Source organism: Nocardia abscessus (assembly GCF_015477775.1).
Classification (GTDB): domain Bacteria; phylum Actinomycetota; class Actinomycetes; order Mycobacteriales; family Mycobacteriaceae; genus Nocardia; species Nocardia abscessus_A.
In genome coordinates this window covers 324,786-351,226 of the sequence record NZ_JADLQO010000005.1, presented here as the reverse complement: position 1 = coordinate 351,226, position 26,441 = coordinate 324,786, and the positions used below count along the sequence as shown (strand labels likewise).

24 protein-coding genes are annotated in these 26,441 nt (G+C 69.8%); 11 read left to right on the top strand and 13 right to left on the bottom strand.

What is annotated here, in order from left to right; genetic code table 11:
* The first annotated feature begins 10 nt into the window (after nucleotides 1-10).
* Both hpnE and IU450_RS16505 read left to right on the top strand, forming a co-directional pair.
* The gene (gene hpnE, locus IU450_RS16510; protein ID WP_228834654.1) at nucleotides 11-1,387 is read left to right on the top strand and encodes a hydroxysqualene dehydroxylase HpnE; all 1,377 of its coding nucleotides are present in this window, start codon (nucleotides 11-13) and stop codon (nucleotides 1,385-1,387) included.
* Between the two features lie 74 nt (nucleotides 1,388-1,461).
* Entirely contained in the window at nucleotides 1,462-2,037 is a 576-nt protein-coding gene (locus tag IU450_RS16505) for a TetR/AcrR family transcriptional regulator (RefSeq protein ID WP_195150761.1), read from the top strand.
* A gap of 85 nt (nucleotides 2,038-2,122) precedes the next feature.
* Here the strand turns inward: IU450_RS16505 and IU450_RS16500 are convergent, their stop codons facing one another.
* Nucleotides 2,123-3,856, bottom strand: coding sequence for a glycerol-3-phosphate dehydrogenase/oxidase (locus IU450_RS16500; RefSeq protein ID WP_195150657.1), 1,734 nt, complete (start codon nucleotides 3,854-3,856; stop codon nucleotides 2,123-2,125).
* Nucleotides 3,857-4,417: 561 nt separating this feature from the next.
* Between IU450_RS16500 and glpK the strand changes: the two genes are divergently transcribed.
* Complete coding sequence (glpK, locus tag IU450_RS16495) at nucleotides 4,418-5,917, top strand: glycerol kinase GlpK (protein WP_195150656.1); 1,500 nt, start codon at nucleotides 4,418-4,420, stop codon at nucleotides 5,915-5,917.
* A 372-nt stretch (nucleotides 5,918-6,289) separates the two neighbouring features.
* On the opposite strand, the gene IU450_RS16490 is transcribed toward glpK, so the two are convergent.
* The 4 genes from IU450_RS16490 to IU450_RS16475 form a co-directional block, all read right to left on the bottom strand.
* Nucleotides 6,290-7,513 carry a PLP-dependent aminotransferase family protein gene (locus tag IU450_RS16490; protein WP_228834653.1) on the bottom strand — a complete coding sequence of 408 codons (1,224 nt, stop codon included), beginning with the start codon at nucleotides 7,511-7,513 and terminating at the stop codon, nucleotides 6,290-6,292.
* Nucleotides 7,514-7,555: 42 nt separating this feature from the next.
* Nucleotides 7,556-8,563, bottom strand: a complete 1,008-nt coding sequence (locus IU450_RS16485; RefSeq protein ID WP_324197695.1) for a hypothetical protein — start codon at nucleotides 8,561-8,563, stop codon at nucleotides 7,556-7,558.
* Between the two features lie 73 nt (nucleotides 8,564-8,636).
* The gene (locus IU450_RS16480) at nucleotides 8,637-9,635 is read right to left on the bottom strand and encodes a hypothetical protein (RefSeq protein WP_195150654.1); all 999 of its coding nucleotides are present in this window, start codon (nucleotides 9,633-9,635) and stop codon (nucleotides 8,637-8,639) included.
* Between the two features lie 379 nt (nucleotides 9,636-10,014).
* Entirely contained in the window at nucleotides 10,015-11,418 is a 1,404-nt protein-coding gene (locus IU450_RS16475; protein WP_195150653.1) for an NAD(P)H-quinone dehydrogenase, read from the bottom strand.
* A gap of 174 nt (nucleotides 11,419-11,592) precedes the next feature.
* On the opposite strand from IU450_RS16475, the gene IU450_RS16470 reads away from it, so the two are divergent.
* Entirely contained in the window at nucleotides 11,593-12,069 is a 477-nt protein-coding gene (locus IU450_RS16470) for a gamma-glutamylcyclotransferase (RefSeq protein ID WP_195150652.1), read from the top strand.
* A gap of 95 nt (nucleotides 12,070-12,164) precedes the next feature.
* On the opposite strand, the gene IU450_RS16465 is transcribed toward IU450_RS16470, so the two are convergent.
* The 3 genes from IU450_RS16465 to IU450_RS16455 form a co-directional block, all read right to left on the bottom strand.
* Nucleotides 12,165-13,307, bottom strand: a complete 1,143-nt coding sequence (locus tag IU450_RS16465) for a M20 family metallopeptidase (RefSeq protein ID WP_324197707.1) — start codon at nucleotides 13,305-13,307, stop codon at nucleotides 12,165-12,167.
* A gap of 116 nt (nucleotides 13,308-13,423) precedes the next feature.
* Nucleotides 13,424-14,665, bottom strand: a complete 1,242-nt coding sequence (locus tag IU450_RS16460; RefSeq protein WP_195150651.1) for a M20 family metallopeptidase — start codon at nucleotides 14,663-14,665, stop codon at nucleotides 13,424-13,426.
* Between the two features lie 145 nt (nucleotides 14,666-14,810).
* Nucleotides 14,811-15,515, bottom strand: a complete 705-nt coding sequence (locus IU450_RS16455) for an enoyl-CoA hydratase-related protein (RefSeq protein ID WP_195150650.1) — start codon at nucleotides 15,513-15,515, stop codon at nucleotides 14,811-14,813.
* A 224-nt stretch (nucleotides 15,516-15,739) separates the two neighbouring features.
* On the opposite strand from IU450_RS16455, the gene IU450_RS16450 reads away from it, so the two are divergent.
* Nucleotides 15,740-16,519, top strand: a complete 780-nt coding sequence (locus tag IU450_RS16450; protein ID WP_195150649.1) for a purine-nucleoside phosphorylase — start codon at nucleotides 15,740-15,742, stop codon at nucleotides 16,517-16,519.
* Complete coding sequence (locus IU450_RS16445; RefSeq protein ID WP_195150648.1) at nucleotides 16,520-18,016, top strand: phospho-sugar mutase; 1,497 nt, start codon at nucleotides 16,520-16,522, stop codon at nucleotides 18,014-18,016. It begins immediately after the preceding gene.
* Nucleotides 18,017-18,031: 15 nt separating this feature from the next.
* Here the strand turns inward: IU450_RS16445 and upp are convergent, their stop codons facing one another.
* Entirely contained in the window at nucleotides 18,032-18,655 is a 624-nt protein-coding gene (upp, locus tag IU450_RS16440; protein ID WP_195150647.1) for a uracil phosphoribosyltransferase, read from the bottom strand.
* Nucleotides 18,656-18,799: 144 nt separating this feature from the next.
* On the opposite strand from upp, the gene IU450_RS16435 reads away from it, so the two are divergent.
* From IU450_RS16435 to IU450_RS16415, 5 genes are read left to right on the top strand one after another with little or no spacing between them, the layout of a single operon-like run.
* Nucleotides 18,800-19,120, top strand: coding sequence for a type VII secretion target (locus IU450_RS16435; protein ID WP_195150646.1), 321 nt, complete (start codon nucleotides 18,800-18,802; stop codon nucleotides 19,118-19,120).
* Nucleotides 19,121-19,124: 4 nt separating this feature from the next.
* Entirely contained in the window at nucleotides 19,125-20,234 is a 1,110-nt protein-coding gene (locus IU450_RS16430; RefSeq protein ID WP_195150645.1) for a C40 family peptidase, read from the top strand.
* Nucleotides 20,231-20,572 carry a hypothetical protein gene (locus IU450_RS16425; RefSeq protein WP_067803443.1) on the top strand — a complete coding sequence of 114 codons (342 nt, stop codon included), beginning with the start codon at nucleotides 20,231-20,233 and terminating at the stop codon, nucleotides 20,570-20,572. The genes IU450_RS16430 and IU450_RS16425 overlap by 4 nt, the downstream gene beginning before the upstream one ends.
* Nucleotides 20,569-20,916, top strand: a complete 348-nt coding sequence (locus IU450_RS16420) for a YbaB/EbfC family nucleoid-associated protein (RefSeq protein ID WP_043687880.1) — start codon at nucleotides 20,569-20,571, stop codon at nucleotides 20,914-20,916. The genes IU450_RS16425 and IU450_RS16420 overlap by 4 nt, the downstream gene beginning before the upstream one ends.
* A 26-nt stretch (nucleotides 20,917-20,942) precedes the next feature.
* Nucleotides 20,943-22,202 carry a primosomal protein gene (locus tag IU450_RS16415; protein WP_195150644.1) on the top strand — a complete coding sequence of 420 codons (1,260 nt, stop codon included), beginning with the start codon at nucleotides 20,943-20,945 and terminating at the stop codon, nucleotides 22,200-22,202.
* 87 nt (nucleotides 22,203-22,289) lie between these two features.
* Here the strand turns inward: IU450_RS16415 and IU450_RS16410 are convergent, their stop codons facing one another.
* The 4 genes from IU450_RS16410 to IU450_RS16395 all read right to left on the bottom strand — a co-directional run bounded on the left by IU450_RS16410 (nucleotide 22,290) and on the right by IU450_RS16395 (nucleotide 26,212).
* Complete coding sequence (locus tag IU450_RS16410) at nucleotides 22,290-22,946, bottom strand: hypothetical protein (RefSeq protein ID WP_195150643.1); 657 nt, start codon at nucleotides 22,944-22,946, stop codon at nucleotides 22,290-22,292.
* 134 nt (nucleotides 22,947-23,080) lie between these two features.
* Nucleotides 23,081-24,178 (bottom strand): adenosine deaminase, encoded by a 1,098-nt coding sequence (locus IU450_RS16405; protein ID WP_181725564.1) that lies wholly within the window; start codon nucleotides 24,176-24,178, stop codon nucleotides 23,081-23,083.
* A 239-nt stretch (nucleotides 24,179-24,417) separates the two neighbouring features.
* A complete protein-coding gene (locus IU450_RS16400; protein ID WP_195150642.1) occupies nucleotides 24,418-25,707 on the bottom strand; it encodes a thymidine phosphorylase in 1,290 nt (429 codons plus the stop codon).
* A 103-nt stretch (nucleotides 25,708-25,810) separates the two neighbouring features.
* On the bottom strand, nucleotides 25,811-26,212 hold the full coding sequence (locus IU450_RS16395) for a cytidine deaminase (RefSeq protein ID WP_195150641.1): 402 nt from the start codon (nucleotides 26,210-26,212) through the stop codon (nucleotides 25,811-25,813).
* Nucleotides 26,213-26,441 lie beyond the last annotated feature (229 nt).

Here is a 26,441-nt window from a genome sequence, read left to right as displayed (position 1 = left end):
CTTGTCAGTTATGACGGGAGGCACCATGGGCGACCCACGGCGATACGTGGTAATCGGAGGCGGCCTGGCCGGGCTCGCCTCGGCGGTCTGGCTGGCGGAGGCGGGCAAGCAGGTCACCTTGCTGGAGCGCAGAGGCCGGCTCGGTGGCCGCGCCCACGCCATGCGCGCCGAGGCGGTGGACGATACGCCGGACAACGGTCAGCACGTGATCGCCAGTGGTTACGACCACTTGTTCCGCTATCTCACGAGCGTCGGCACGCGGCAATACGTCGCTTTTCCGCACGGCGGCACACTGCGCTGGCCCGATGGCCGCAGCGTCACCATGCGCACCAAGGGAATCGCCGCGCTGCGCACGCTGTCCGGCGCGCATCCCGACGCGAACCCACTGGAACGCGTGCGTGCGGCGGTCGCCACGCTCCGGCTCGGCTGGCAGTGCCTGCACCAGCCCACCGACCTGCCCGACCTCACCACCGAGCAATGGTTCGACCGGGTCGGCATGCCCGCGAAAGCTCGTGAGGCGCTGTGGGATTGGCTGGCGCTCGGCATCGCGGCGGAGCCGGTGCAGCGGGAATCGGCGAAGGTGTTCGCCGATGTGCTGGCCACCGGCATCCGGCTGGGCCTGCGGCACCGGAAGGCCGTCGACATCGGCTACCCGACCACCGACCTGGACAGCCTGTATGTCACCGGGGCGCTGCGGATCTTCGACAAGCACGGCGTGCGGGTGCGCCATCGGGCCGTGGCCCGTCGCATTCACATCGCGGACGGCAGGGTCACCGGTGTCGCCTTGGCCGACGGCACCACGATCCCGGCCGACGCGGTGGTGTGCGCGGTGCCCAACTCCAGCATCGGCGGGCTGCTCGACGAACTGCCCGAGCACGCCGAGATCTACGCGGCCGCCGACAAACTGGGCTATACGCCGATCGTCAGCACCAACCTCTACCTCGACCGCCCGCTGGGCACCACGGCCGAGTTCGAGGCGCTGATCGGGGGCACCGGCGTCATCGATGAGGTCTTCGACCGTCAGCGGATGACCGGGCGCAGCACCGCGAAAGCCTGGCTGTACTGCCTGACCACCAGTGGCGCGTACGAACAGATCCACAAGTCCAGCGACGAGATCGTCGCCGAGCAGATGGCGCTGCTGCGCCGCTACTATCCCGAAGCACGAGCGGCGAACGTGGTGCAGGCGCAGGTCGTGCGCATGCCCAAAGCCACTTTCTCGCAGGTCGTCGGCACCCACGGGCTGCGACCGGACCAGCGGACCTCGGTGCCCACATTGGTGCTCGCGGGCGACTGGACCGCCACCGACTGGTCGGCGACGATGGAGAGCGCTGTGCAGAGTGCGGCACGGGCGGTGGATCTGCTGCTCGAGCTACCTTCGATGGCGTGACCACGGACCGCTCCACGTCCGAGCGCGGCACCGCCGAACTCCCGGATCCGCCTCGGGCGCGGCCCAAGCGCCGGATGTCCGCCGCAGACCGCCGTACTCAACTGTTGAACGTGGCGCGCGACATCGTCGCCACCGAGGGCTTCGGCGCGGTGAGCATCGACCGGGTGGCGCGCGAGGCGCGGGTGGCCCGCGCGCTGGTGTACCAGCAGTTCACCGATCTGTCCGGGCTGACTTCGGCGCTGCTGGATCGCGAGTCGGCCATCGCGTTCGCCGGTGTGCGCAGCGTGGACTGGTCTCACGGCGACGTGGACCGGGTCGGCCGAGGCATTCTCGCCTACCTGCACGCCGCGCCCACCAGCTGGCGCATCATGCTCAGCCCGTTCGACGGCGGGCCGCCCGAGCTCCGCGAGCGGCTCGCGCTCGGCCGCGCCTACGCCCGGGCGATCGGCGCGCGCCACCTGTCCCGCTACCTCGGGGTCACCGTGGACCCGAACGGCCCGACAGAACGAATCCTGTTGGCCGCCATGGAGGAACTAGCCCGCCTGCACCTGACCGACCCGACCGAGTACCCGGACGAACTGGTGCTGCGCTATCTGCGCTCACTGGTCGCCTGGGCTATGCGGATGGAAACACCGGTCGGCGAGGACTGATCAAGCCGTGCTGGGGCGGGCGGTACTTGACCGGTAGGCGCATGCGTCCACCGCTGCGGTCAGATCACGAGTGCTCGCCGGTTGCTCACCCTTCGGACGGCACCGGCTCCAAAATCTCCGGGCGTGGCTCCGGGGCCGCGATTCGCAGGGCGTCGGCGGAGGCGTCGTCCGGTTGGGTCTGCGAGTGGATCTCCGCGTCGACCCGCGCCTGATAGGTGCGAACCTCCCGGTCGATCTCCTCGTCGTCCCAGCCCAGGATGGGTGCGATCAGCTGAGCCACCTGCTCGGCGCAATTGGCCCCGCGATGCGGGTACTCGATCGAGATCCTCGTCCGCCGGGCCAGGACGTCGTCCAGGTGCAGGGCCCCCTCGGCCGCCGCCGCGTAGACCGCCTCGACCTGCAGATAGGACGGCGCGTCCGTGATCGGTTGCAGGAGTTCGGGTTTGTCCTCGGCGAAGGCCATGACCTCCTCGATGAGCGAACCGTACCGATCCAGCAGGTGCTTGATCCGGTAGGGATGCACACCGTAGGTCTCGGCCAGCTGGACCGTCTGGTTGACCAGCGCGAAATAGCCGTCCGCGCCGAGCAGCGGCACCTTTGCCGTGACCGAGGGCGAGACACGGGCCGGAATGTCTTCCGCCACTTCGTCCACCGCGTCGTAGGCCATCACGCGATACGTGGTGTACTTGCCACCCGCGATGCCGACCAGGCCGGGTGCCACCCGGGCGACCGCGTGCTCGCGCGACAGCTTGGACGTCTCGTCGCTCTCCCCCGCCAGCAGCGGGCGCAGGCCCGCGTACACGCCGTCGATGTCGTCGGGCGTGAGCGGCGTGACCAGCACCTCGTTCACCCGCCCCAGCAGGTAGTCGATGTCGGCCTTGGTGGCGGCCGGATGCGCGAGGTCGAGGTTCCACTCGGTGTCGGTGGTGCCGACGATCCAGTGCGCGCCCCACGGGATGACGAACAGCACCGAGGTCGCGGTGCGCAGGATGATCGCGGTGTCGCTGACGATCCGGTCCCTGGGCACCACGATGTGCACGCCTTTGGAAGCGCGCACGTGGAACCGGCCCCGCTGATGCGACAGGGCTTGGACTTCGTCGGTCCACACGCCGGTCGCGTTGATCACCACATGTCCACGGACCTCACCGGTACGCCCGTCCTCGGTGTCGCGCACCTTCACACCGACCACCCGGTCCGCCTCCCGCAGGAACCCGACCACCTGGGTGGACGTGCGGATCACCGCGCCGTAGTGCGCGGCTGTGCGCGCCACCATCATGGTGTGGCGCGCGTCGTCCACGACCGTGTCGTAGTAGGCGAGACCGCCGATCAGCGAGTCGCGCCGCAACCCCGGCGCCAGTCGCAGAGCGCCCGCGCGCGTGAGATGCTGTTGACCCGGTACGGATTTGGAGCCGCCCATGGTGTCGTAGAGGACCAGGCCGGCGGCTACATACGGACGCTCCCAGACACGGTGGGTCAGCGGGTACAGAAAGCGCAGCGGCTTCACCAGGTGCGGCGCCAGGGTGGACAGCGTGAGCTCGCGTTCACGCAGCGCCTCGCGCACCAATCCGAACTCCAGCTGTTCCAGATAGCGCAGCCCGCCGTGGAACATCTTCGACGACCGGCTGGACGTGCCGGACGCGAGATCGCGGGCCTCGACCAGCGCGACCTGCAAGCCCCTGGTCGCCGCGTCCAGCGCGATACCCGCGCCGACCACGCCACCGCCGACGACGACCACATCGAAATGATCCTTGCCGAAGCGCTCCCACGCCGTTCTGCGCTGCTCCGGGCCGAGGAACTGCGATTTCGGTTTCTTGACCATGCTCGACTCCTCCAGCCGACGCGGATGTGTCCGATCGAGCCTTCAGGTCCAGGCTAGGCGAATCGCCGCAAACCGACCGCCACGCCCGAATCCGTGTCGCCCCGACCTACTCACCAGTAACAAGACCCACCCTACCGACTCGCGCGCCCTCACCCACGCCCCAGTGAGACAGCGAACACCGAGCCGCGCCCGCCACGCCGCACACCGAGCGAAGCGAGACCGAGCGAGCTATTGCCGCAGACGCTGAAGAAACAACACAGCCCGACTCACACCCGAGCAGCCGCAGCGTAGGAGGTCGACCACGAGCAGCGGCCGACTCTACGATCAACCGCTTCAAGCCGCGTGCACTATGTCCAGCGCTCGACCACCAACGCGCCCGGCGCACCCCCACCCCAGGTTTCGAGCGAAGCGAGACCGAGCATGCGCCGTTCGCGGCCCGGCCCGCGTCCGAGCGGCCGTCGCGTAGGCGACGAAGGAGCAAGCGGCGGCCGCTCGGACGCGAGCCACAAGGGGGCCGCGAACCCGCAGCGCCGCAGGCGCTGCAAAAACTACACTGCACGGATGCGTCGCTATGTGGCCGCCATCGATCAGGGCACGACCTCGAGTCGGTGCATCGTCTTCGACCGGCAGGGGCGTGTCGTCGGCGTGGCCCAGCGGGAGCACGAGCAGATCTTCCCGCAGCCGGGCTGGGTCGAGCACGATGCCGACACCATCTGGCGCAATACCGAATTCGTCCTCGGCGAGGTTCTGGAGCGCAGCGGGCTCGGTGCCGACGACATCGCCGCGGTCGGCGTCACCAATCAGCGCGAGACCACGGTGGTGTGGGACCGCGAGACCGGACGGCCGGTGCACAACGCGATCGTCTGGCAAGACACCCGCACCGACCGGCTGTGCGCCGAACTGGGCGGCGACGCGGGACCGGCCCGCTACCAGGATCGCACCGGTCTCCCGTTGTCCACCTACTTCGCCGGGCCGAAGCTGCGCTGGATCCTGGACAACGTGCCGGGCGTGCGGGAGCGCGCGGAGGCGGGTGAGCTGTGCTTCGGCACCGTCGACAGTTGGGTGCTGTGGAACCTGACCGGGCGGCACATCACCGACGTGACCAATGCGTCCCGCACGATGTTGCTGGATCTACGTTCCTTGCAATGGGATTCGGAGATCTGCCGCGAGTTCGGGGTGCCCGAGTCGATGCTGCCGCAGGTGCACAGTTCCTCGGAGGTCTACGCGCCGATCAGTTCCGGCCCGCTGGCCGGGGTGCCGGTCGCGGGCATACTGGGCGACCAGCAGGCCGCCACCTTCGGCCAGGCCTGCCTGTCGCCCGGTGAAGCCAAGAACACCTACGGCACCGGCAATTTCATGCTGCTGAACACCGGCACCACACCGGTGTTCAGCAAGCACGGCCTGCTCACCACGGTGTGCTACCGCCTCGGCGAGGCGGACGCGGTGTACGCCTTGGAGGGCTCCATCGCGGTCACCGGCTCGCTGGTGCAGTGGTTCCGCGACAACTTGGGCATCATCTCCGCCGCCGACGAGATCGAGCCGCTCGCCCGCAGCGTGGACGACAACGGCGGCGCGTACATCGTGCCCGCCTTCTCCGGGCTGTTCGCGCCCCGCTGGCGCCCCGACGCGCGCGGCGTGATCGCCGGGCTCACCCGTTTCGTCACCAAAGCGCACCTGGCCCGGGCGGTACTGGAATCCACCGCCTTCCAGACCCGCGAGGTGGTGGACGCGATGCGCGCGGACGCCGAGTCCCAGCGACTCGGCCTGGAACTGACCACGCTGAAGGTGGACGGCGGGATGGTCGGCAACGACCTGCTCATGCAATTCCAATCCGACATTCTCGACGTGCCCGTGGTACGGCCGGTGGTCAACGAGACCACCGCACTCGGTGCCGCGTACGCGGCCGGGCTCGCCGTCGGCTACTGGTCGGGCACCGACGACATCCGCGACAACTGGACCGCGGACAAGACCTGGACCCCCACCATGCCGGACGCGGACCGGGACGCGCACTTCGCCGCGTGGAACAAGGCGGTCGAGCGCACCTACGGCTGGGTGGACTGACCACGCCGGATCCGACGGCGACGACCACACGCGTCCACCGATGACATCGCACGGCGCGGTTGCCGCCGTGGACCCGTTCTCGCCGTAGATCCGGAGACAGAGATCGGGCCGGTTCGATATCGAACCGGCCCGATCGAGGTAGCCGTGATTCAGTTCCCGGCCGACGATTCGATTAGCTCGGATGACACCACGTCGTCACCGGCTGGCAGTGGTGTGCCGAAGCGACACCCGGCACCAGCGAAATCATGCCGGCGGCAATCACAGCGCTCGCAAGGAATTTCACGATCATCGAATTACTCCCCTCCTATTGGATGTCCGCAACCCTATCGGGCGAACCCACGCGCAGGCAACCGAAAGCCTTTGTGTGCGAGGCTATTCACCTATCGCACGCGCCAAGCGCGCGACCGCCTCCCGAAGCGTCGCCGCCTCGGAGGTGGTGAAGCACAGGCGCATCGAATTGCGGTGGCCGCCGGCCACCGCGAACGCATCGCCGGGAACGTAGGCGACGCCGAGATCGATGGCGTGGGGCAACAAGTCCACCGTGTCGGTCCCGTCGGTGAAGTCGACCCACACGAACATGCCACCCGCGGCCTCGGTGCTCACCAGCCGGTCGCCGAAGCGCGCGCGCAGCTCGTCCACCAGGACCCGGGCTCGCGCACCGTAGACGCGCCGGATCCCCTCCACCTGCGCCCCCAGCCAGTCGGCGTCGGCGAGCAGATCGGCGGCGATCTGCTGCGTCAGGGCCGAACCGCACAGGTCCGCGCCCTGCTTCAGCAACTCCACGCCCCTGCACACAGCGTTCGGCGCGGTCATCCAGCCCACCCGCAAGGTCGGGGCCAGCGTCTTGGACACACTGGACAGCCGGATCACGTTGGGCGAATACGTCGCGATCGGCTCCGGCGACGGCCGATCGAACCACAGCTCGCCGTAGGGATCGTCTTCGATCACCCAGAATCCGTACCGGTCGGCGAGTGCGGCGAGTTCACGTCGACGCTGTTCGCTCATGGTGACACCGCGCGGATTGTGGAAATTGCTCACCGTGTGCACCAGTGCGGGCCGCTCGCCGCTGCCGAGCAGGTCGGCCAGCTCGTCGACCCGCATGCCCTCGGCGTCCAGCGCGACCGTCACGATGCGCGCTCCGGCGGCGCGGAACACTTGCAACGCGCCGACATAGGCCGGATCCTCGACCACGACCAGCGCGCCCGGATCCAGCAGCACCTCGGCGAGCAGCGACAGCGCCTGCTGCGAACCGTGGGTGACGAACACCTCCTCGAGCGGCACCGGCCGCCCCAGCCGTACCGTCTCGCGCGCCGCGAGCACCTCACGCAGCGGGCCCCAGCCCGCCGACTCGGTGTACTGCAGCCGCGCGCGGTCGGCCAGCGCCGCCTCGGCCGCCTGCGCGATCCGGTCACGCGGCATCAGCTGCTCGTCGGGCAGACCGCCCGCCAGGCTGATCACGTCGTCGCGCGCGGCCACCTTCAGCAGATCGCGAATCGCCGAACTCGTCAGGCCGTCGAGACGCCGGGCCAGCGGTGGAGTGATCGGCGACAGGGACACCTCCGAGAAATGCGCCATAAGGCACTGTCGCACATTCATATCAGAATCTGAAATATGAATCTCACATTCTGAGAATCTCACTCAGTCGATGAGGTAGATGAGGGTCCGTCCGTCCAGGTTCACCGTCGTGATCACCGGGAAGTACCGGGCCTCGGTGCCATCGGGACGGCGCTCGGTGATCTCGACGTTGAAGCGATCGGGGGCCATCTCCGCGATCCGCAGGCAATAGGCCGTGCCCTGCGGGATGTGCCGGTCAATGGTCTTCTGCAGGTCCGCAGGCGGCTCGACGTTCGCGCCAGGGGCCACGAACGAGTGCGCGCGGGTAGCGCTGCGCTCGGAATAGTACGCATGCTCGAAACCGAGAATCGCCCGGATCCCACTGCTCGTATCACCCTCACCGTTGCCGAAGGTGACATTGCCCTCGGTGCGTGTCGGGCAGCTCATCGCCACAGCGCCGGTGGTGGCCGAAGCAGCCGTGCCGTCCTGGCCGTCCTCACTGCCGCTGGACACCAGAATGGTCACCGTCAGCGCGACCAGCACGACCACGGCCGCGAGCGTCCCCAGCACCACCCTGCGCCGCGAGGAGTTGCGCCGCGCGGGCGAGGGCGTCTCGGGAACGCCCAGCGCGAGCCGCATGGCGATCGGGTCCTCGGCCCAGGACAGGCTCGACTCGGAGGGCGGCGGAGGCTTCGGAACGCCGCCTTCCAGCGTCGGCCGGTTCCACCAGGAGTCCTGCTTGCCGTCCGTGGCTTGCGGGCGCACGGCCTCCGCGGCGGGAGGCTCGGGCTGGGCGGGCGCGGGCGGCGCGGGCGGCCGTTCGGAGTAGACCGTCGAATCCGGCGCGCGATATTGCGGGGGCGGTGCGGACATCGCCTCCGGCTCGCCTGCCGGGCGCCAGGTGAGTTCGGGGTGGTCGCTCGACTGCTGCGGCACCTGCCAGCCCGGGCCGGTGTCCGCGCCCATCGGCGGCCCGAATTCCGAAACAGGCGGCCCGAATTCGGAGATCGGCGGCCCGAACTCCCCCACTGGGGGACCGAACTCCGACCCGGACTGGTCGGATTCATTCCTCGCATCACCCTCGGAGGTCACACCCAATCCTTTCCCGTGACACACGTGTGGGGCGGTCGCGAACGACCGCCCCACCCGTCGGAATCAGCTCGTGTCAGTACTGGAGTGAACCACCCCACTGGGTGGTGACACCACCCACTTCGGCGGTTTGCGGAGCGAAGTCGCCCGGCTGAAGCGGAAGCTTAACCTGTGCGGCGGCTTCCAGGGCGGCCGCGCCGCCCGGCTGCTCGCGGATCCAGTCCTCCACCGCGGCCTTGGCCTGGTTCAGCTGGGTGGTGTCGAACACCGCGGTGGTGTTGTTCGAGGCCAAGCCCTCGCCACCGGTGTAGGTCGTCAGCTTGACGGTGTTCTTGTCGACGAACTCCACCGAGACGCCCGCTTCACCGGCACCGGTCGGCGTGCGGTAGCCGATGGTGCCGACGTAACCCGCCTCGTTGCTGAAGTGGTGGGTGTTGGCCACGTGGCCCGGCAGCAGGGTGCCGCCGTCGACGTTCGCGCCGATCTCCGCGTGCGGGCCGGTCATCTCGACGACCGGGGCGGCCGGGGCCGCCTCCAGACGCGGCGCCTGCCAACGCGGCTGTGCCTGTGGCTGCACCAGCGTCGAGCTCTCCGGCTGCCGCGCCTCGGCGTTGTCGTTCTCGGTGCCCTGCTGCGGGGCGGCCTGCCGGCCGGGCTGCGGCGCCGCCTGCTGACCGGGCTGCGGCGCGGCCTGATCCGGCGTGACCGCGGCCTGCGGGTCGCTCGGCTTCTGCTGGCCGGGGACCGGCAGCGGCGCGACACGCGGCGGGGTCACACCCGGCTGAGTCGGCTTGGACAGCCGCGGATCCTTCTGGTCCGGCATGGCGTGATCCGAGTCCGCGTCCGGTTCCGGAGTGGTGACGCCGGGCTGGCGCGGCGTCGGCTTGCTCTCCGGCTTCTGCGGATCCTGCTTGGACTCCGGCTTGTTCGACTCCGGCTTGTTCGGCTCCGGCTGCGTGGTCTCCGGGGTGCTCGGCGACTCGTTCACGCCCGGCTGCGCCGGAGCGGGCGTCGGCGGAGTGGTGGGCTGATCGTTGGGAGCCGCCCCCGCCGGCGCAGCGAAGAGCGTGGCCACTGCAGCCGCTGTGGCCAGTGGCAACGAGGTGCTCGCCATCGCTCGCTGCGCCCGACTCGGCTTACGATGTTTCACTTCCGCATTCCCTTCACGGGTGCGGCCCGGCAGGCCGCATTCAGTTGTCCCCTGGGTGAGACGCCTGATCATCGAACGACCTGGGCCGTTCGCTCGTGCCGATTTGGAAAGGACCATCCCCCCACACCGAACCCCGCGACCGCCCTCCGATCGCATCTCTGCCGGAAGTGAACCACATGTGCGCACGATGGGCAACGCGGCGAATAGCCAAGGGTGGCAAGACCGCCCGCCTCCCGTGCGCGCCCCGAGTTCGCAGTGCACGATGTCCGAGACCGGACACGGCACCGCATGCGCCAGAACGAGGTCAGTCCAGGTCGTCGTGGCGCATCAGCAACCGCGCCGCCTCGGTGACCGAACCGGTGAGCGACGGGTACACCGAAAACGTCTGGGCCAGGTCGTTGACCGTCAGATTGTTCTGCACCGCAAGGGCGATCGGCAGGATCAGCTCCGAAGCGATCGGCGCGACGACGACGCCGCCGATCACCACGCCGGTCGCCGGGCGGCAGAAGATCTTGACGAAACCGCGTCGCAGCCCGGACATCTTGGCGCGCGGGTTCGTGTTCAGCGGCAGCATCACCGTGCGCGCGGGGACCTCACCGTTGTCGATCGCGGTCTGGCTGACGCCGACGGTCGCGATCTCCGGGCGGGTGAACACCGCGGACGCGACGGTCTTCAACCGGATCGGGCTGACCCCCTCGCCGAGCGCGTGGTACATCGCGATGCGTCCCTGCATCGCGGCCACCGAGGCCAGCGGCAGCAGGCCGGTGCAGTCCCCCGCGGCGTAGACGCCGGGCACCGAGGTGCGCGAAACACGGTCCACCCGCAGGTAGCCGCCGCGATCGAGTTCGATGCCGACCCGCTCCAGCCCGAGACCGGCGGTGTTGGGCGTCGAGCCGACGGTCATCAGCGCGTGCGAACCGGAAACCGTGCGCCCGTCGGACAACTTGACCACGATGCCTTCGGCGGTGCGTTCCACGGCGTCGGCGCGCGCGTGCTTGACCAGTTCGACGCCGCGCTCGGCGAGCGCGTCCTCCAGCACCAGCGCCGCGTCGGCGTCCTCCCCGGGCAGCACGCGATCGCGGCTGGAGACCAGCTTCACCCGCACGCCCATTTCGGTATATGCGGAGACGAACTCCGCGCCCGTCACACCGGAACCGACGACGACCAGGGTCTCCGGCAGCTCCGCCAGGTCGTAGAGCTGACGCCAGTTGAGGATGCGCTCCCCGTCCGGCTCCGCGCCGGGCAGCACTCGCGGGCTCGCGCCGGTGGCGATCAGCACCACCTCCGCCTCGATGGTCTGCTGCGCGCCGTCGGCCAGCTTGGCCAGCACCCGGTGCGCGGCCAGCCCGCCTGCGCGATCGATCAGCTCGCCGCGCCCGGCCAGCACGGTCACTCCGACGGTCTGCAACTTCGAGCGGATATCGGAGGATTGGGCCAGCGCGAGCGCCTTGACGCGAGCGTTCACCTCGGGCAGCTGCACCTGCGCCTGGTTCGGGTCGAGAGTGATCCCGAGATCGCGAGCCCGGCGCAGGTCGGTGCGGACGCCGGTCGAGGCGATGAAGGTCTTGGAGGGCACGCAGTCCCACAGCACGCACGCCCCACCGATGCCGTCGGAATCGATCAGCGTCACCGACGCCCCGTGCTGGGCCGCCACCAGGGCCGCCTCGTAGCCGGCCGGTCCGCCACCGATGATCGCGATGCGGGTCATTGATACCTCCGCTCGTGCTTCGCACCGGGATCTCCGGCACGGGGTAAACGTTATCCGGGAACCACCTCGCACTACCGACCGCGTTACCGGTGCGCAACCCTTCCGCGCCGCGCGCCGCGCCGCAGGTGCGGCAATCGAACGCGGTCCCTCCCGGTTATTGGCTACCCTTTGCTGGTGCCGATCTATGCCGCCTATGGGTCCAACATGGACTCGACGCAGATGCTCGAGCGCTGTCCGCACTCCCCCATGTCCGGGACGGGCTGGTTGGAGGGCTGGCGGCTCACCTTTGCCGGTGACGACATCGGCTGGGAAGGGCCTCTCGCGACGGTCGTCGAGGACCCCGGTTCCCGGGTTTTCGTCGTGCTCTACGACGTATCCCCGGAGGACGAGCAGCGGCTCGACCGCTGGGAGGGCTCGGACTTCGGTATCCACAAGAAGATCCGTTTGCGCGTCACCCGCAACGCCGACGGCGGGGGTGAGCCCACGCTGGCCTGGCTCTATGTGCTGGACGCCTACGAGGGCGGGCTGCCGTCGGCCCGCTACCTCGGGGTGATCGCCGACGCGGCCGAAAAGGCAGGCGCGCCAGAGGATTACGTGCACGCCCTACGCACCCGCAACAGCCGCAACGTCGGCCCGGGCAACTTCGGCTGACCCGGGCGCCCGCACAGACGGCAGCGGCGTGGCCGACCCGAGGGTTCGGCCACGCCGCTGCCGGTGTGACGAAGAACGTCGGTGTGACTTAGAACTCAGCGCGCGTCGAGCACGAGATTGCTCAGCACCCGGACGCCGACCGCGAGCGCACGCTCATCGATGTCGAAGGTCGGCTGGTGCAGATCCAGCTGCTCGCCCTCGCCGGACCAGACGCCGAGGCGCGCCATCGCGCCCGGCACCTCCTCCAGATACCACGAGAAGTCCTCGCCGCCGCCGGATTGCGGGGTGTCCGAGAGGGCGTCGGGGCCGAGCGCCCGGATCGCGTCCTCGAACATGCGGGTGGAGTGCTCGTCGTTGACCACCGGCGGCACGCCGCGCCGATAGTTCAGCTGGTAGCGCACGCCGGTCGGGGCGAGCAGGCCGTCGACGATCTCCCGCACCATCGGCTCCAGCAACGACCAGGTCGCGTGGTCCCCGGTGCGGATGGTGCCGGTGAGCATGCCGGTTTGCGGAATGGCGTTCGGCGCCTTCCCCGCGCTCACCGCGCCCCACACCATCACGGTGCTGGTGCGCGGGTCGATGCGGCGGCTGAGCAGGCCGGGCAGGCCGGTGATCACCGAGCCGATCGCGTAGACCAGGTCGCTGGTCAGGTGCGGACGCGACGTGTGGCCGCCCGGCGAGTCGAGCACCAGTTCGATGGTGTCGGCGGCGGAAGTGATCGCGCCGACGCGGATGCCGACCCGGCCCACCTCGAGGCGCGGGTCGCAGTGCAGCGCGAAGATCCGCTCCACGCCCGTCATCGCGCCCGCGGCGACCACGTCGATCGCCCCACCGGGCATGACCTCCTCGGCCGGCTGGAAGACCAGCCGCACGCCGACCGGCAGCTGCGGCACCTCGGCCAGCGCCAGCGCCGTGCCGAGCAGGATGGTGGTGTGCGCGTCGTGACCGCACGCGTGCGACACGCCCGGCACGGTGGAGGCGAAGGGCAGTCCGGTGAACTCCTGCAGCGGCAGCGCGTCCATGTCGGCCCGCAGGCCGATGCGCGGCCCGTCGGGTCCGATATCACAGATCAGGCCGGTGCCGCCGGGCAGCGGCTGCGGCGTGAGCCCCGCCTTGGTCAGCCATGCCGAGACGAACTCGGTGGTGCCGAACTCGGTACGGGACAACTCCGGATTGGCGTGGATGTGCCTGCGCCACCCGACGAGATCGACCGTGTGACCGGCCAGCCACGACTCCACCGCTGCCCGCCCGGAACCCGCGGTCTCCGGCACTGCGAAGTTCCCCGGGTCCTGCGTGACCACACGGACGCCCTCTGCCGAGCCCGTCGCCGGAGCCGCCGAACGGCCGGTTGTGCTCACCGAATGTCCTCCTGTCGTTGAACTAGCCGTTGCAACAACCTGTCTCTATGGATGTCATCGCGGGCGACGGCGATCGCGGTACGCGCGAGCGCCAGCGCACCATCGATGACCGCGCGATCCGCCGAGGCGTTGACGCTGGCCGCGGCGAAGCCTGGCTGATGTGTCACCGCACCCCCGGCATCGATTCCGATGACCGGGTGGATGCCCGGAATGACATTGGTGACGTTCCCCATATCGGTGCTGCCCAGCGGCCGCTGCGCCTCGAACTCCGGAGCGAGCGGCACGCGTCCCGATCCGGTGATCTGCTCGCGGTAGACGAGCAGTAGCTCCGGATCCGGGGTCAGCTCGGTATACGTCGGCGCGAGCGTCCGGATTTCGTGGGTGCAGCCGGTCGCGAGGGCGCCCGCCTCGAAACAAGCCGACGCTCGTCGCATCAGATCGTCGAGGGATGCGGAGTCGACTGCGCGTAGGTAATACAGCAGTTCCGCACGTCCGGGCACGATGTTGGGAGCTACGCCACCGTCGCCGACTATACCGTGCAGTTGCTGGCCGGGCAGGAGATGCTGCCGTAGCAAGCCGAGGGCAACCTGCGCGACGGTCACCGCGTCGCCCGCGTTGCGGCCCTGTTCGGGGGCCGCGCTGGCGTGCGCCTCGCGCCCGTGGAAGACCACCGACACGTCGGCCAGCGCCAGCGAGCGGGCGCCGACGATGTCGAGCGGACCCGGGTGCACCATCATCGCCATCGCGACGTCGTCGAACACCCCCTGTTCCAGCATCAGCACCTTGCCGCCGCCGCTTTCCTCGGCGGGCGTACCGAACACCAGCACGGTGAGGTCGAGCGCGTCGGCGACCTCCGCGAGTCCGAGCGCCGCGCCCACCGCCGAGGCGGCGATGACGTTGTGCCCGCAGGCGTGCCCGATCTCGGGCAACGCGTCGTACTCGGCGCAGATGCCGACGGTCAGCGGCCCGCTGCCGTAGCGCGCGCGGAAGGCCGTCGGCAGTCCGGCGACGCCGGTCTCCACCTCGAAGCCGCGCTCGGCGAGCGGTGCGATGGTCTTGGCCGCGCTGCGGGTCTCCTCGAACGCGAGCTCGGGCTCGGCGTGAATCGCGTGCGAGAGGCCGATCAGGTCGGCGGACGCGGCCCGGATCGCGGCGTCACTGCGGGCGGCCGCGCCGACCTCGCGCACAGCGTTGCCGTCGTGCTGCGATTCCGGGCGCCCGCTGCGCGGTGATGGCATGTAACACAGTCTCGCACTGTGTTTGTTTTGCCGCGCCTTCGGCGCGGCCGGTTCGCGGCCCTCTTGTGGCTCGCGTCGGCGCGAGCGCCGCTTGCTCCTTCGTCGCTTGCGCGGCGGCCGCGCAAACGCGACGCTCGAAAGTGGGTCAGCCCGCGGCGAACGCCAGGTTCTCCGGGGTGGTGGGCACCGCGAGGCCGGCCAGCGCCTTCGCGTGCAGGGCGCGCTTGATCACGGGCAGGTTCGGCTTGCGGTTGCTCGCCAGCGCGGCTGCCCGCTCGACGGCGGTCGCGAGCAACTCGGCGGCGTCGGCCTTGCCGTCCACGATGCCCGCGGCGATCGCCTCGTCGGCCGCGTAACGGTGGCCGGTGGTCATCGCCTGCACGCAGACCTGGTTGGTCAGCCGCTCGGTGAGCAGGGCGTTCATCCCGATGGTGAACGGCATGCCCAGGTGCACCTCGGGCAGGCAGTAGAAGCCGCGATCGGCGCGCATCACCCGGAAGTCGTGCGAGGTGGCCAGCATGGCGCCCGCGCCGAAAGCGTGGCCGTTGATCGCCGCCACGGTCGGCAGCGGGAAGGCGAGCAGGCGGGTGTAGAGCGAGTGCACGCGGTCGAGGTAGCCGTGCATCTTGTCCAGATTGCCGAACAGCCAATCGGTGTCCAAACCGTTGCTGTAGAACTTCCCCGTCGCGGTGGTCACCAGCGCGGCGGGCCCCTCGGAACTCTCGACCTCGTCCAGCAGCCCGTGGAATGCGTCGATCCAGTCCGGGTGGAAACGGTTCTCGCTGTCCGTGGTTCCCTCGGCGCCGAGGTACACGACGAACACTTCACCTTGGCGTTCGAGATACGGCATGCGGTGCAGAGTAACGGGCCACGGCAGACCTACCTACTCACGGGTAGCAGTTGCCCGCACCCCACCCAAACCGAAATCGAGCCCGCCCACCCGGCGCACCCCATCACCCCTACCCAAGGTTTCGAGCGAAGCGAGACCGAGCATGCGCCGTTCGCGGCCACAAGGGGGCCGCGAACCCGCAGCGCCGCAGGCGCTGCCAAACAAACACAGCTATCGTGACGATCATGCTTGCCGAACAGGCCGCCGAGGCGATCGCCGAACGTACGGGAGTGTCACGCCACCGGGTCGCGGTGGTGCTGGGGTCCGGCTGGCAGGACGCGGCCGCGGAGATCGGGGCGCCGCGGGCGTCGGTGCCGATGCCGGAGCTGCCCGGTTTCGGGACGCCGACCGCACAGGGCCATGTCGGCGTGGTCCATTCCGTCCAGGTGGACGACAACGCGGTGCTGCTGCTGATGGGCCGCCAGCATCTCTACGAGGGCTACCAGCCCGCCGATGTGGTGCACCCGGTGTCGGCCGCCGTGGCGGCGGGCGCGGAGATCGTGGTGCTGACCAACGCCGCGGGCGGCATCCGATCCGGCCTTCGGGTGGGCGATCCGGTGCTGATCAGCGACCATCTCAACCTGACCGGTCGCACGCCGCTGGCGGGCGCGACTTTCGTCGACCTGGTCGACGCGTGGGATCCCGAGTTGCGGGCGGCGGCCAGGGAGATCGATCCGAGCCTGACCGAGGGCGTCTACGCGGGCCTCACCGGGCCGCAGTACGAGACTCCGGCCGAGATCCGGATGCTGCGCACGATCGGCGCGGACCTGGTCGGCATGTCCACTGTGCTGGAAGCCATCGCCTGCCGCGCGCTCGGTGCCCGGCTGCTCGGCATTTCTCTGGTCACCAACCTGGCCGCCGGGGTCACCGGCGCGCATCTGTCCCATGCCGAGGTGCTCGCCGAAGGGCACGCCGCGGCTCCGCGTCTCGGCAAACTGCTGCGCGGCGTGCTGGAACGGGTGTAGATGCTGCGCTTCGGCACGGCAGGGCTGCGCGGGCCGCTGCGTGACGGCCCGGACGGCATGAACGTCACCACGGTGAGCAGGGCGACCGCGGGAATCGTCGCGTGGCTGCGCGACCGCTGCCTCGGCGGCGGCGCGGTGGTGGTGGGCCGCGACGCCAGGCACGGCTCCGCGGAATTCGCCGCTGCGACCGCGGAAATCTTTGCGGCGGCGGGCTTTCCGGTGACGCTGCTGCCGCGTCCGCTGCCCACCCCGGTGGTCGCGTACGCGGTGCGCGAGCTGGGCGCCGTCGCGGGCGTCCAGATCACCGCTTCGCACAATCCGGCCTCCGACAACGGCTACAAGGTCTACCTCGACGGCGGGTCGCAGCTGATCGCCCCGGCCGACGCCGAGATCGAGCGCTGCATCGAGGCGGTGTCCGAGCCGATCGGCCGTACGCCGGTCGCCCCCGCGGATGACGACATGGTGCGGCGTTATGTGCGCCGGGTGGCCGAATTGCCCACTCGGATCGGCGGATCGGGCGAGCGCGCCGGGATCCGGATCGCACTCACCCCGCTGCACGGCGTCGGCGGCGATCTCGCGGTCGAAGCCCTCGGCGCGGCGGGTTTTCCCGACGTCCACGTGGTCGCGGAACAGTTCGAGCCGGACCCCGACTTCCCCACCGTCGCGTTCCCGAACCCGGAGGAACCCGGTGCGACCGACCTGCTGCTCGCGACGGCCGCCCGGGTCGGCGCCGACCTGGCGATCGCGCTGGACCCGGACGCGGATCGGTGCGCGGTGGGCGTGCCGCGGCGCGACGGCACCTGGCGGATGCTGCGCGGCGACGAGACCGGTGTGCTGCTCGGCGACTGCGTGCTACGCACCGCTGCGGCCGACGCACTGGTTGCGACGACCATCGTGTCCTCGCGGCTGCTGTCGAAGCTCGCTCCGGCGCGCGGCGGCCGCTACGCGGAAACGCTCACGGGATTCAAATGGCTGGCCCGTGCCGGCGACGGCTTGGTCTACGCCTACGAGGAGGCGATCGGCCATTGCGTCGACCCGGCGGCGGTGCGGGACAAGGACGGCATCTCCGCCGCCGTGCTCTTCGCCGACCTGGTGGCCCGGCTGAAGGCGGCGGGCCGCGACCTGGACGGCGAGCTCGACGACTACGCGGTGGAATTCGGCCTGCACGCGGGCGACCAGGTGTCGCTGCGCCTGGCCTCGGCCGCCGACGCCGCGGCGGTGGTCGACCGGCTGCGGGCGAACCCGCCGGGCGAGATCGCGGGCGAACCGGTGAAATACACCGATCAACTCCAGGTGCGGGGCCGGATGCGCACCGACGCACTGATCTTCGAGGGCGGCTCCTCCCGCGTGGTCGTCCGTCCTTCGGGCACCGAGCCGAAGCTCAAGTGCTATCTGGAGGTGGTCGAACCGGTCGGCTCGCACGCCGATCTCCCGGTCGCGCGTGAGGCTGCGCGCGTGCGTCTTTCGGCGCTGCGCGACTTCTGTCAGCGGTTCTGACCCGCCCGCCGCGGATCAGCGCGGTCCGAACTGCCGGTCGCCCGCATCGCCGAGACCGGGCACGATGTAGGCGTTCTCGTTCAGGCCCGCGTCGACGACGGCCGTGACCAGCCGTACCGGAAGTCCCGAGTCGGCCAGTGCCGCAACGCCTTCCGGAGCCGCAACGACACAGACCGCGGTGATGTCGGTGGCTCCGCGCGCCGCGAGCAGCTGCAGGGTGTGGCGCATCGAGCCGCCCGTGGCGAGCATCGGGTCGAGCACGAAGACCGGCAGACCGGCGAGATCGGCGGGCAGCGATTCCATGTACGGCACCGGCAGGTGGCTGTCCTCGTCGCGGGCCAGGCCGACGAATCCGATCCTGGCGTCCGGGATCAACTCGGCGGCCGCGTCCACCATGCCGAGCCCGGCGCGCAGCACCGGCACCAGCAGCGGCGGCCGGGCCAGCCGGATGCCCTCGGTCGGGGCGACCGGAGTGACGATCTCGAAACGCTCGACCTCCGCGTCGCGCAGCGCCTCGTAGATCAGGATCCCGGTCAGATCACGCAGTGCGGCACGGAAAGCCGGATTCGCCGTTCGCTCGTCCCGCATCGTGGTGAGCAGGGCGGCGACGAGTGGATGGTCCACGGTGTGGGTGCGCATGAGGGAACGATAAGGTCGGTCGCGGGCGCGCCGCCGAACGCCACCGGACTTTTTTGCGAAGCGACGGAACCGAACCGGAACCGCGCGCGTCGAACCAAGTGGATGACGTACTCTGCCTGGGAACGACAGATGGGGGAAGCTCTGATGCGAAAGATGTCGGCGGACACCGAGGGCATTGCGGCCTACGGCGCGACCGCCCACGTCATGGCGGGTGAGATGGCGACGGCGGGAGCGAGCGCCGCGGCGGCGGAGCCCGCGCTACTCGGTCCGATCATGGGGCTGATCGGCGGTGACTTCATGGCCGCCTACGCCGCGGCGCACGCGGGTCACGTCGCGGCGATCGGCCAGCTGTCGGCGGTGCTGACCAGTATGGGCGGCGCGGCCACCGGCGCGGCCACCGTTCTCACCGAGACCGACGCCGCCCACGCCGGCGCCCTGCGGAACGCGGCCGGCGAGCTGGAGTGAGCCTGTGATCGACGTCAACGCGCTCGCACAACCCATCCTCGACCTGCTCGCCAGCTTCGGCAGCGGCGTGCTGCCCACGGGCGGCCCCACCGACGCGCTACGCAGCACCTCGGCCGTTGTCGACCAGATCCATCAGATGGGCCGCGACAGCATCAACGGAATGAACGCCGCGTGGGACGGCCGCGCCGCCGACGCGGCCACCGCCAAGGCGCTGCGCGTGCAGACTTCCGCGGCCACCATCTCCGATCGCGGCAACGAGATGGCCACGGTCGTGAACCAGGCCGCGGGCGAGGTCGAGACGGGGCAGAAGGATCTCACCGACATCGCGCAGTCCTTCGTGAACACCGCGGCGAGCATGGGTCCGGTCCTGGCGACGCCGGAGGGGCTGACGGTGCTCGTCGGCTCGGCGATCGACCATCTCAACCAGGCGCTCAATGTCGTCGGCCGGGTCCAGAACGAATTGCAGACGCACACCGCGTCGATGAACGACCTGACCCCGCCGCCGACCACCCCCTCGCTCGCCGGTGTGCCCGCTGCCGGTGTGCAGCAAGCGGTGTCCACCGCATCCGGCGCGCTCACCAGCGCGGGCTCGTTGCTGAGCACCGTGATGGCCACACCGGTCCAGTCGCAGTCCTCGCGCAGTTCCCGCGGCACACCCGACACGTCGGGTACGCCCAGGCCGGACACCGGTTCGTCGGGGACGGCCGACGACGGCAAGGGCGTGAAGATCACGCTGCCCGACGGCAGTGTCGTGGAGGCGCCCAACGAGCAGGCCGCCACGGCGGTGCGGTCGGCGATCGGCGCCGTCGGCACGCCCTACGTCTGGGGCGGCAACAGCCCGGGTGCGGGTTTGGACTGCAGTGGGCTCACCAAGTACGCCTACGGCGAGGCGGGCGTCGACCTGCCCCGGCTCGCGGCCGAGCAGGGCAACGGAGCCTCACCGGTGTCGGCCGGTGATCTGATGCCCGGCGACCTCGCGATCTGGGACGGCCACGTGGCCATGGTGATCGGCAACGGACAGTTGGTCGAGGCGGGTGACCCGGTCCAGATCAGCTCGATTCGAACGGAGAACTCAGGCATGGACTTCTACGGCTTCTACAGGCCGACGACATGACCCGACCCCAGGTCCCCAACGTCACGGTCGCAGCCAGCAGCAATCGGTCGGGCACCATCTCGGTCCGCGCGACCGATCAGGGCATGCCGGTGGAGATCAAGTTCGAGCGCAGCGAATACCGTTACGGCGCACAGTCGCTCGCCAACGAGATCCTGCGGCTCACCCAGCGCTCCGCCATCGCGGCCAGGGCGCGGCGGCGCGAACTGCTCGCCGAGGCGGGCATGCCCTCGGACATCCTCGACCGGCTCGGCCTGCCCACCCGCCAGCAGGCGGTGGACGAACTGGACCGGATCGATGACGCGGACACGGGACCGACGAGCTGGATGAGGCCGGTATGAGCGCGGAGATGGACGCCCTGGTGGCGTCGGCTACCCAGAAACTGGAGGCGCTGGAAGCCGCGCTGTACGGGTTGAAGCAGGTGCGCGGGCGTTTCACCTCCGAGGACGGCGCGGTGAGCGTCGAGGTGAACAGCGACGGCGCACTGGTCGGCCTCAACCTGGCGGAATCGGTCACGTCGCTGCCGCCGGCCGAGGTCGGGCAGCTGATCGTGTGGGCGTGCAGGCAGGCCGCCGAGGACGCCGGCGCGCAGCGGTCCAAGGTCGTTGCGACACTGAACGAGTCATTCGTCCCGGCCGGACAGCCGCCCGCGGGAGCGAATGGGGGCGGGCCGGATAGTGCCTGACGCGGAAGGTCGATAGGCTTCCGCACATGGCTTCTGGAGACATCGTCCCGATCGAGCTCGGCCTGACCGACGGCGATCTCGTCACCTTGTGGGCACCGCGCTGGCGAGACGGTGACGACGAGTGGGAGGCGTTCCTCGGTCACGAGGACGCCCTCTACGGTTTCGAGTCCGTGGCGGAGCTGGCCGCGTTCATCCGCACGAACACCGACAACGACCTCATCGACCATCCGGCGTGGAAGGTGGTCGCGGGTCTCTCGGCGGTCGAACTGGAGCCGGAGGAGAATTTCTCCTTCGATCTGGTCGCCGTGCCGGAGCTGGCGGCCGGCGATCCGGACGTGGACACCGTCGCCGAGCTGGAGGACACCCTCGGCATGGTGCGCAACATCGGCGAGGTGTGCGAACTAGAGACGGTCACCAAGTTCTTCGGTTCCCATCCGGTGCTCGGCGCGCTGCCCGGCGGCGTGAACGCCTTCGTCGGTCGCGACGGCGAGGAACTGTGGGACCAGATCGGCGCCGCCATCGCCAAGGGCTGGGACGACGTACTGGACGCCATCGACTCCGTCGTGCAGACGCCCGAGGTCGACGCCAAGGCCGTCGCGGTCGCCGAAGCCGAACTGCTGGCCGCCGAGGAGAACGTCGTGGACGCCGACGACGCGGCCGACAGCGACGAAGACGAGGAGTTCGAGCCCGTCGACCTCGAAGCGGAAGACGACGAGGAGGACGACGAAGACGAGGACGAGTCGTTCTGGCACGAGGTCGGCATCGACCCGGTCAAGATCATCACGTCCGAGGGCAGCGTCTTCACACTGCGCTGTTACCTCGATGACGAACCGATCTTCCTGGGCACCAAGGGCGCGATCACGGTGTTCTCCTCCGAACGCGCGCTGGCCCGCTACCTCGCCGACGACCACGAGCACGATCTGGCCCGCGTGAGCACCTTCGCCGACGTGCAGACCGCGGCGGTGGACGGCTCGCTGGAGGTCGAGGTCACCGACGAGAACGTCTACGTGCTGCCCGGTCTGGCCGAGGACCTGGCCGAAGGCCCGGAGGCGGTCGACATCGAACAGCTCGACTTGGCGGTCGAGTTGTTCACCGACGCCGCCGACTACGCCGACGACGACACGGTGGAGCAGGCCCTGGCCCAATCCACCCCGCTGGGCTGGTATGTCTCCTACCTGCTGAACCCCGACCCCACCCGGTTGGCGCCGAACCCGCCGTTCACCGCCGAGGCCCAGGCCTGGCGCGAGCTGGAACGCAACCTGGAGTCCCGGCTCGACAAGCAGTAGTCACCCGAGCAGTAGTCCGTCACCCGAGCAGTAGTCCGTCACCCGAGCAGTAGTCCGTCACCCGAGGAGTAGTCACCCGAGGAGTAGTCACCTCAGCCGGATCCAGACCTGCTCGGCCTGCCCGAGCAGGCGTTCGTCGGCGCCGTAGACCGCGGTGGAGGCCCAGCACTTGCGGCCCTGCTCGCCGTGGAACTCGCCGACGACGACGCAGCGCTCACCGACCTCGGGCACATCGCGCACGGTGGCGGTCATCGAGCCCAGCAGGGCGGGACGTTCCAGCATGCCGGGCAGCGACCAGCCGCCGGGGCAGTCCATTGCGGCCCACAGCAGTGGCGGCCCCAGCGGGACGGTCTGGTCGGGAACCCACGGCGCGGCTACCCGGGCCTCGTCCACGCGACCGGGTTCGATGCGCAGCCCGTCGGCCCGCCCGCTGCCGCAGACGAAACAGGACGCGAACATCTCGATGCTCGTGTAGCCGCGCGATGCCGCTACCGCGTCGGCGAACGGAACAGCGTGCGGCGCGTCCCGCTCGAGTCCGCCGCTCTTCGACTCGGCGATCAGCGTGTCGTCGTCGTACAGCCGGTCCTCGCGCACGTCGAGCGGCGTCTCCAGCGGCGGGGGGCTGCGCAGGATCACGGTCGCTGTCGCCTCGTCGCGCTGCTCGGCGAGCAGACCGGCCACATAGCCGCCGTTGCCGGAGTCGGGCGGTCCGTTGAAACGGCGGGGAATACGCAAGGTCGCCATGTTCGTCACGCTAGCGAACCGGTTGCCGGGCGACCACAAAGCCGGACCGCCGATTCGCAGCTTTCCGGCACGTCCGGCTCGGCGGTTTCTTTCGATGCCGAACCCGGCAATCGGCCGCGAGGACGGGTTCCCCGCTACCCGATGAGCACCGCGTATCCGGGCTTGATGATGTCGTCGATGATCCGCAGCCGCTCGGGGAACGGGATGAACGCCGACTTCATGGCGTTGATGGTGAACCGCTCCAGGTCGCTCCAGCCGTAACCGAACGTCTCGACCAGCTTGAGCATCTCCTGGCTCATGCTGGTGTCGCTCATCAGCCGGTTGTCGGTATTGACCGTGACGCGGAAGCGCAGCCGGGCCAGCAGGTCGAACGGATGCTTGTCCAGCGACGGCACGGCGCCGGTCTGCACGTTCGACGACGGACACAGCTCCAGCGGGATGCGCATGTCCCGGACGTAGTTGGCGACCAGGCCGAGCTGTGCGTCCTCGACCGCGCCGGGCACGCTGATGTCGTCGGTGATCCGCACGCCGTGGCCGAGCCGGTCGCACCCGCAGAACGCGAGGGCCTCGTGGATGGACGGCAGGCCGAACGCCTCACCCGCGTGGATGGTGAAGTGCGCACTGTTCGCGCGCATGTACTCGAACGCGTCGAGGTGCCTGCTGGGCGGGTAACCGGCCTCCGCGCCCGCGATGTCGAAGCCGCCCACGCCGCGATCGCGGAAGCGCACCGTCAGTTCCGCGATCTCCCGCGAGCGCGCCGCGTGCCGCATCGCGGTGAGCAGACAGGTCACCACGATGGGGTGGCCCTGCTCGGCGGCGGCCGCCTCCCCCTCACGGAATCCGGCCAGCGTGTGTTCCACCACCTCGTCCAGCGTCAGTCCGCGCTCCAAGTGCTGTTCGGGGGCGAAGCGCACCTCCGCGTACACGACGCCGTCGGCGGCGAGGTCCTCGGCGCATTCGCGGGCGACGCGGCGCAGGCCCTCCGGGGTCTGCATCACGGCGACGGTGTGCGCGAAGGTCTCCAGGTACCGTTCCAGCGATCCGCTGTCGGCCGCGTCACGGAACCAGGCCGCCAGCGCGGCCTCGTCGGTGGCGGGTAGGTCGTCGTAGCCGCTGTGCGCGGCGAGTTCGAGCACCGTCGCGGGCCGCAGTCCACCGTCGAGGTGATCGTGCAGCAGTGCCTTCGGCGCTTGGCGGATCGAGGCGAGAGTGAGAGGCATCGGTCCAGTCATGTATCGACGGTAGCCGCACGGCGCCGAAACGGCAGCCGAGTCCGGCCGTGGCAACCATCTCGTTGTCCGCCGGATGCGGGCCGGTAGGCCGCGCGACACCGCCCGGACCTTCGCCACACGATCCGGCAGGGTCACCCGGTGTAGCTACGAGTGCCGCCGCCTCACCGCGACACCAGCCGTGAATAGGGACGGCTCGGCCCGGGCGGGCCGCTGTCCTCGCCCCTGTGATCGCCGGAGGGTCAGGAGACGATTCGGTCGAGGATCAGTGGGGCGGAGGTGAGCGAGGCGTCGGTTTCGATGGTGACGGCATCGCGCAGGGCCGCCGCCGCGCCGGTGAAGGCGTCGGGGGTGTCGGTGTGCATGGTGAGCAACGGCTGCCCCGCGGTCACCGCGTCGCCCGGTTTGGCGTGCATCTCGATGCCCGCGCCGAACTGCACCGGATCACCCTGACGTGCGCGGCCCGCGCCCAGGCGCCAGGCGGCGATACCGACACCCAGCGCGTCGAGCCGGGTCAGCACGCCGTCGGCGTCGGCGCGCACGGTCTCGGTGTGTTTCGCGGTGGGCAGCGGCGCGTCCGGGTCGCCACCCTGAGCGCGGACCATCGCGCGCCAGTGGTCCATCGCGCGGCCGTCGGCCAGCGCCTCGGCGGGGTCGGCATCGAGACCGGCCAGCGCGACCATCTCGCGAGCCAGGGCGATGGTCAGCTCGACGACGTCGGCGGGCCCGCCGCCCGCGAGCACCTCCACCGATTCCGCGACTTCCAGAGCGTTGCCCGCCGTCCGGCCGAGCGGGATGTCCATGGCGGTGAGCAGCGCCACCGTCCGCACGCCCGCGTCGTCGCCGAGTTCGACCATCGCCGTCGCCAGCTCCCGCGCCCCGTCCAAGGTCTTCAGGAACGCGCCGGAGCCGACCTTGACGTCGAGCAGCAGCGCCGCGGTGCCCTCGGCGATCTTCTTGCTCATGATCGAGCTGGCGATCAGCGGGATCGATTCGACCGTGCCGGTCACGTCGCGCAGGGCGTAGAGCCGCCGGTCCGCGGGTGCGAGGTCGGCCCCTGCCGCGCAGATCACCGCGCCGATGGCAGGGTCGGTCAGCAGGTCCCGCATTCGCGGCGCCGGCACGTCCGCCTGCCAGCCGGGGATGGACTCCAGCTTGTCCAGGGTGCCGCCGGTGTGCCCGAGGCCGCGCCCGGACAATTGCGGCACCGCCGCGCCGCACGCCGCGACCAGCGGCGCCAGCGGCAGCGTGATCTTGTCACCGACGCCGCCGGTCGAGTGCTTGTCCACGGTCGGCCGTGGCAGGTCGGTGAGGTCCATGCGCCGTCCGGAGGCGATCATCGCGGCGGTCCATCTGGCCGTCTCACGCCGGGTCATCCCCCGCCAGAAGATCGCCATGGCCAGCGCGGACATCTGCTCGTCGGCCACCACACCGCGTGTGAACGCGTCGACCACCCAGTCGATCTGCGCGTCCGACAGCTCGCCGCCGTCCCGTTTGGTGGTGATGATCGAAACCGCGTCCAGAGCCGTCACGGTCGCCAGTTTGGCACGAGCCGACAGGACCCGGTTCTCGCCGATGGGACGGAACCGCCTCGCGGTAGCGCCTCGGATGCTCGCGCCTGAGCCGAGGAACCGGCTACAGCTGTCCCGCGTCCAAGTCGTCCGGACCGAACGCGTCCGGCAGCAGGGTGCGCAACGGCACCGCTCCCGCCTTGTGATCGATGAGCAGATCGGCCCCGCCGTGCTCGTAGAGCAACTGTCTACAGCGACCGCATGGCATCAGGATTTCGCCGCGAGAATCGGTCACGGAGACCGCCGTGAGACGCCCTCCACCCCCCGAAATCAAGTTACCGATGAGTACACATTCGGCACACAGGCCCAATCCATATGAGACATTCTCCACATTGCAACCGCTCACAATTCGGCCATCGGCACTGAGAGCCGCGGCGCCGACCGGAAACCGCGAGTACGGCGCATAGGCATTCTGCATGACTTGAAATGCGTTGTCGCGCAGTAATTTCCAGTCGATTTCCGGCATGGGGAACCTCTCTCGGACCGACCCGATCACGGCCGCGCAAGGGCCACGACGCAACCCCGCACACATCAAGAAAGGTAAGCCTAACCCGATTGGATGTCGCGCAACGCACGGTACGCCGAATTAGTTCCGGGATTGCTGGGGGATTAGAGTCCAGAACAGATCGGTTCAGGTTTCCCCTGCGACGGGCCGGAGTACAGCCACCTGGGCATTCGCCCCCAACGCCGTCGGC

What these genes read in the sequence shown, in the direction of transcription:
- IU450_RS16450 (WP_195150649.1), top strand. Translation starts at nt 15,740, where the DNA reads ATGCTTGCCGAACAGGCCGCCGAGGCGATCGCCGAACGTACGGGAGTG.
- IU450_RS16420 (WP_043687880.1), top strand. Translation starts at nt 20,569, where the DNA reads ATGAGCGCGGAGATGGACGCCCTGGTGGCGTCGGCTACCCAGAAACTG.
- IU450_RS16490 (WP_228834653.1), bottom strand. Translation starts at nt 7,513, where the DNA reads ATGAATGTGCGACAGTGCCTTATGGCGCATTTCTCGGAGGTGTCCCTG.
- upp (WP_195150647.1), bottom strand. Translation starts at nt 18,655, where the DNA reads ATGCGCACCCACACCGTGGACCATCCACTCGTCGCCGCCCTGCTCACC.
- IU450_RS16410 (WP_195150643.1), bottom strand. Translation starts at nt 22,946, where the DNA reads ATGGCGACCTTGCGTATTCCCCGCCGTTTCAACGGACCGCCCGACTCC.
- IU450_RS16460 (WP_195150651.1), bottom strand. Translation starts at nt 14,665, where the DNA reads ATGCCATCACCGCGCAGCGGGCGCCCGGAATCGCAGCACGACGGCAAC.
- IU450_RS16415 (WP_195150644.1), top strand. Translation starts at nt 20,943, where the DNA reads ATGGCTTCTGGAGACATCGTCCCGATCGAGCTCGGCCTGACCGACGGC.
- IU450_RS16455 (WP_195150650.1), bottom strand. Translation starts at nt 15,515, where the DNA reads ATGCCGTATCTCGAACGCCAAGGTGAAGTGTTCGTCGTGTACCTCGGC.
- hpnE (WP_228834654.1), top strand. Translation starts at nt 11, where the DNA reads ATGACGGGAGGCACCATGGGCGACCCACGGCGATACGTGGTAATCGGA.
- IU450_RS16475 (WP_195150653.1), bottom strand. Translation starts at nt 11,418, where the DNA reads ATGACCCGCATCGCGATCATCGGTGGCGGACCGGCCGGCTACGAGGCG.
- IU450_RS16500 (WP_195150657.1), bottom strand. Translation starts at nt 3,856, where the DNA reads ATGGTCAAGAAACCGAAATCGCAGTTCCTCGGCCCGGAGCAGCGCAGA.
- IU450_RS16445 (WP_195150648.1), top strand. Translation starts at nt 16,520, where the DNA reads ATGCTGCGCTTCGGCACGGCAGGGCTGCGCGGGCCGCTGCGTGACGGC.
- glpK (WP_195150656.1), top strand. Translation starts at nt 4,418, where the DNA reads ATGCGTCGCTATGTGGCCGCCATCGATCAGGGCACGACCTCGAGTCGG.
- IU450_RS16425 (WP_067803443.1), top strand. Translation starts at nt 20,231, where the DNA reads ATGACCCGACCCCAGGTCCCCAACGTCACGGTCGCAGCCAGCAGCAAT.
- IU450_RS16505 (WP_195150761.1), top strand. Translation starts at nt 1,462, where the DNA reads ATGTCCGCCGCAGACCGCCGTACTCAACTGTTGAACGTGGCGCGCGAC.
- IU450_RS16405 (WP_181725564.1), bottom strand. Translation starts at nt 24,178, where the DNA reads ATGACTGGACCGATGCCTCTCACTCTCGCCTCGATCCGCCAAGCGCCG.
- IU450_RS16395 (WP_195150641.1), bottom strand. Translation starts at nt 26,212, where the DNA reads ATGCCGGAAATCGACTGGAAATTACTGCGCGACAACGCATTTCAAGTC.
- IU450_RS16435 (WP_195150646.1), top strand. Translation starts at nt 18,800, where the DNA reads ATGCGAAAGATGTCGGCGGACACCGAGGGCATTGCGGCCTACGGCGCG.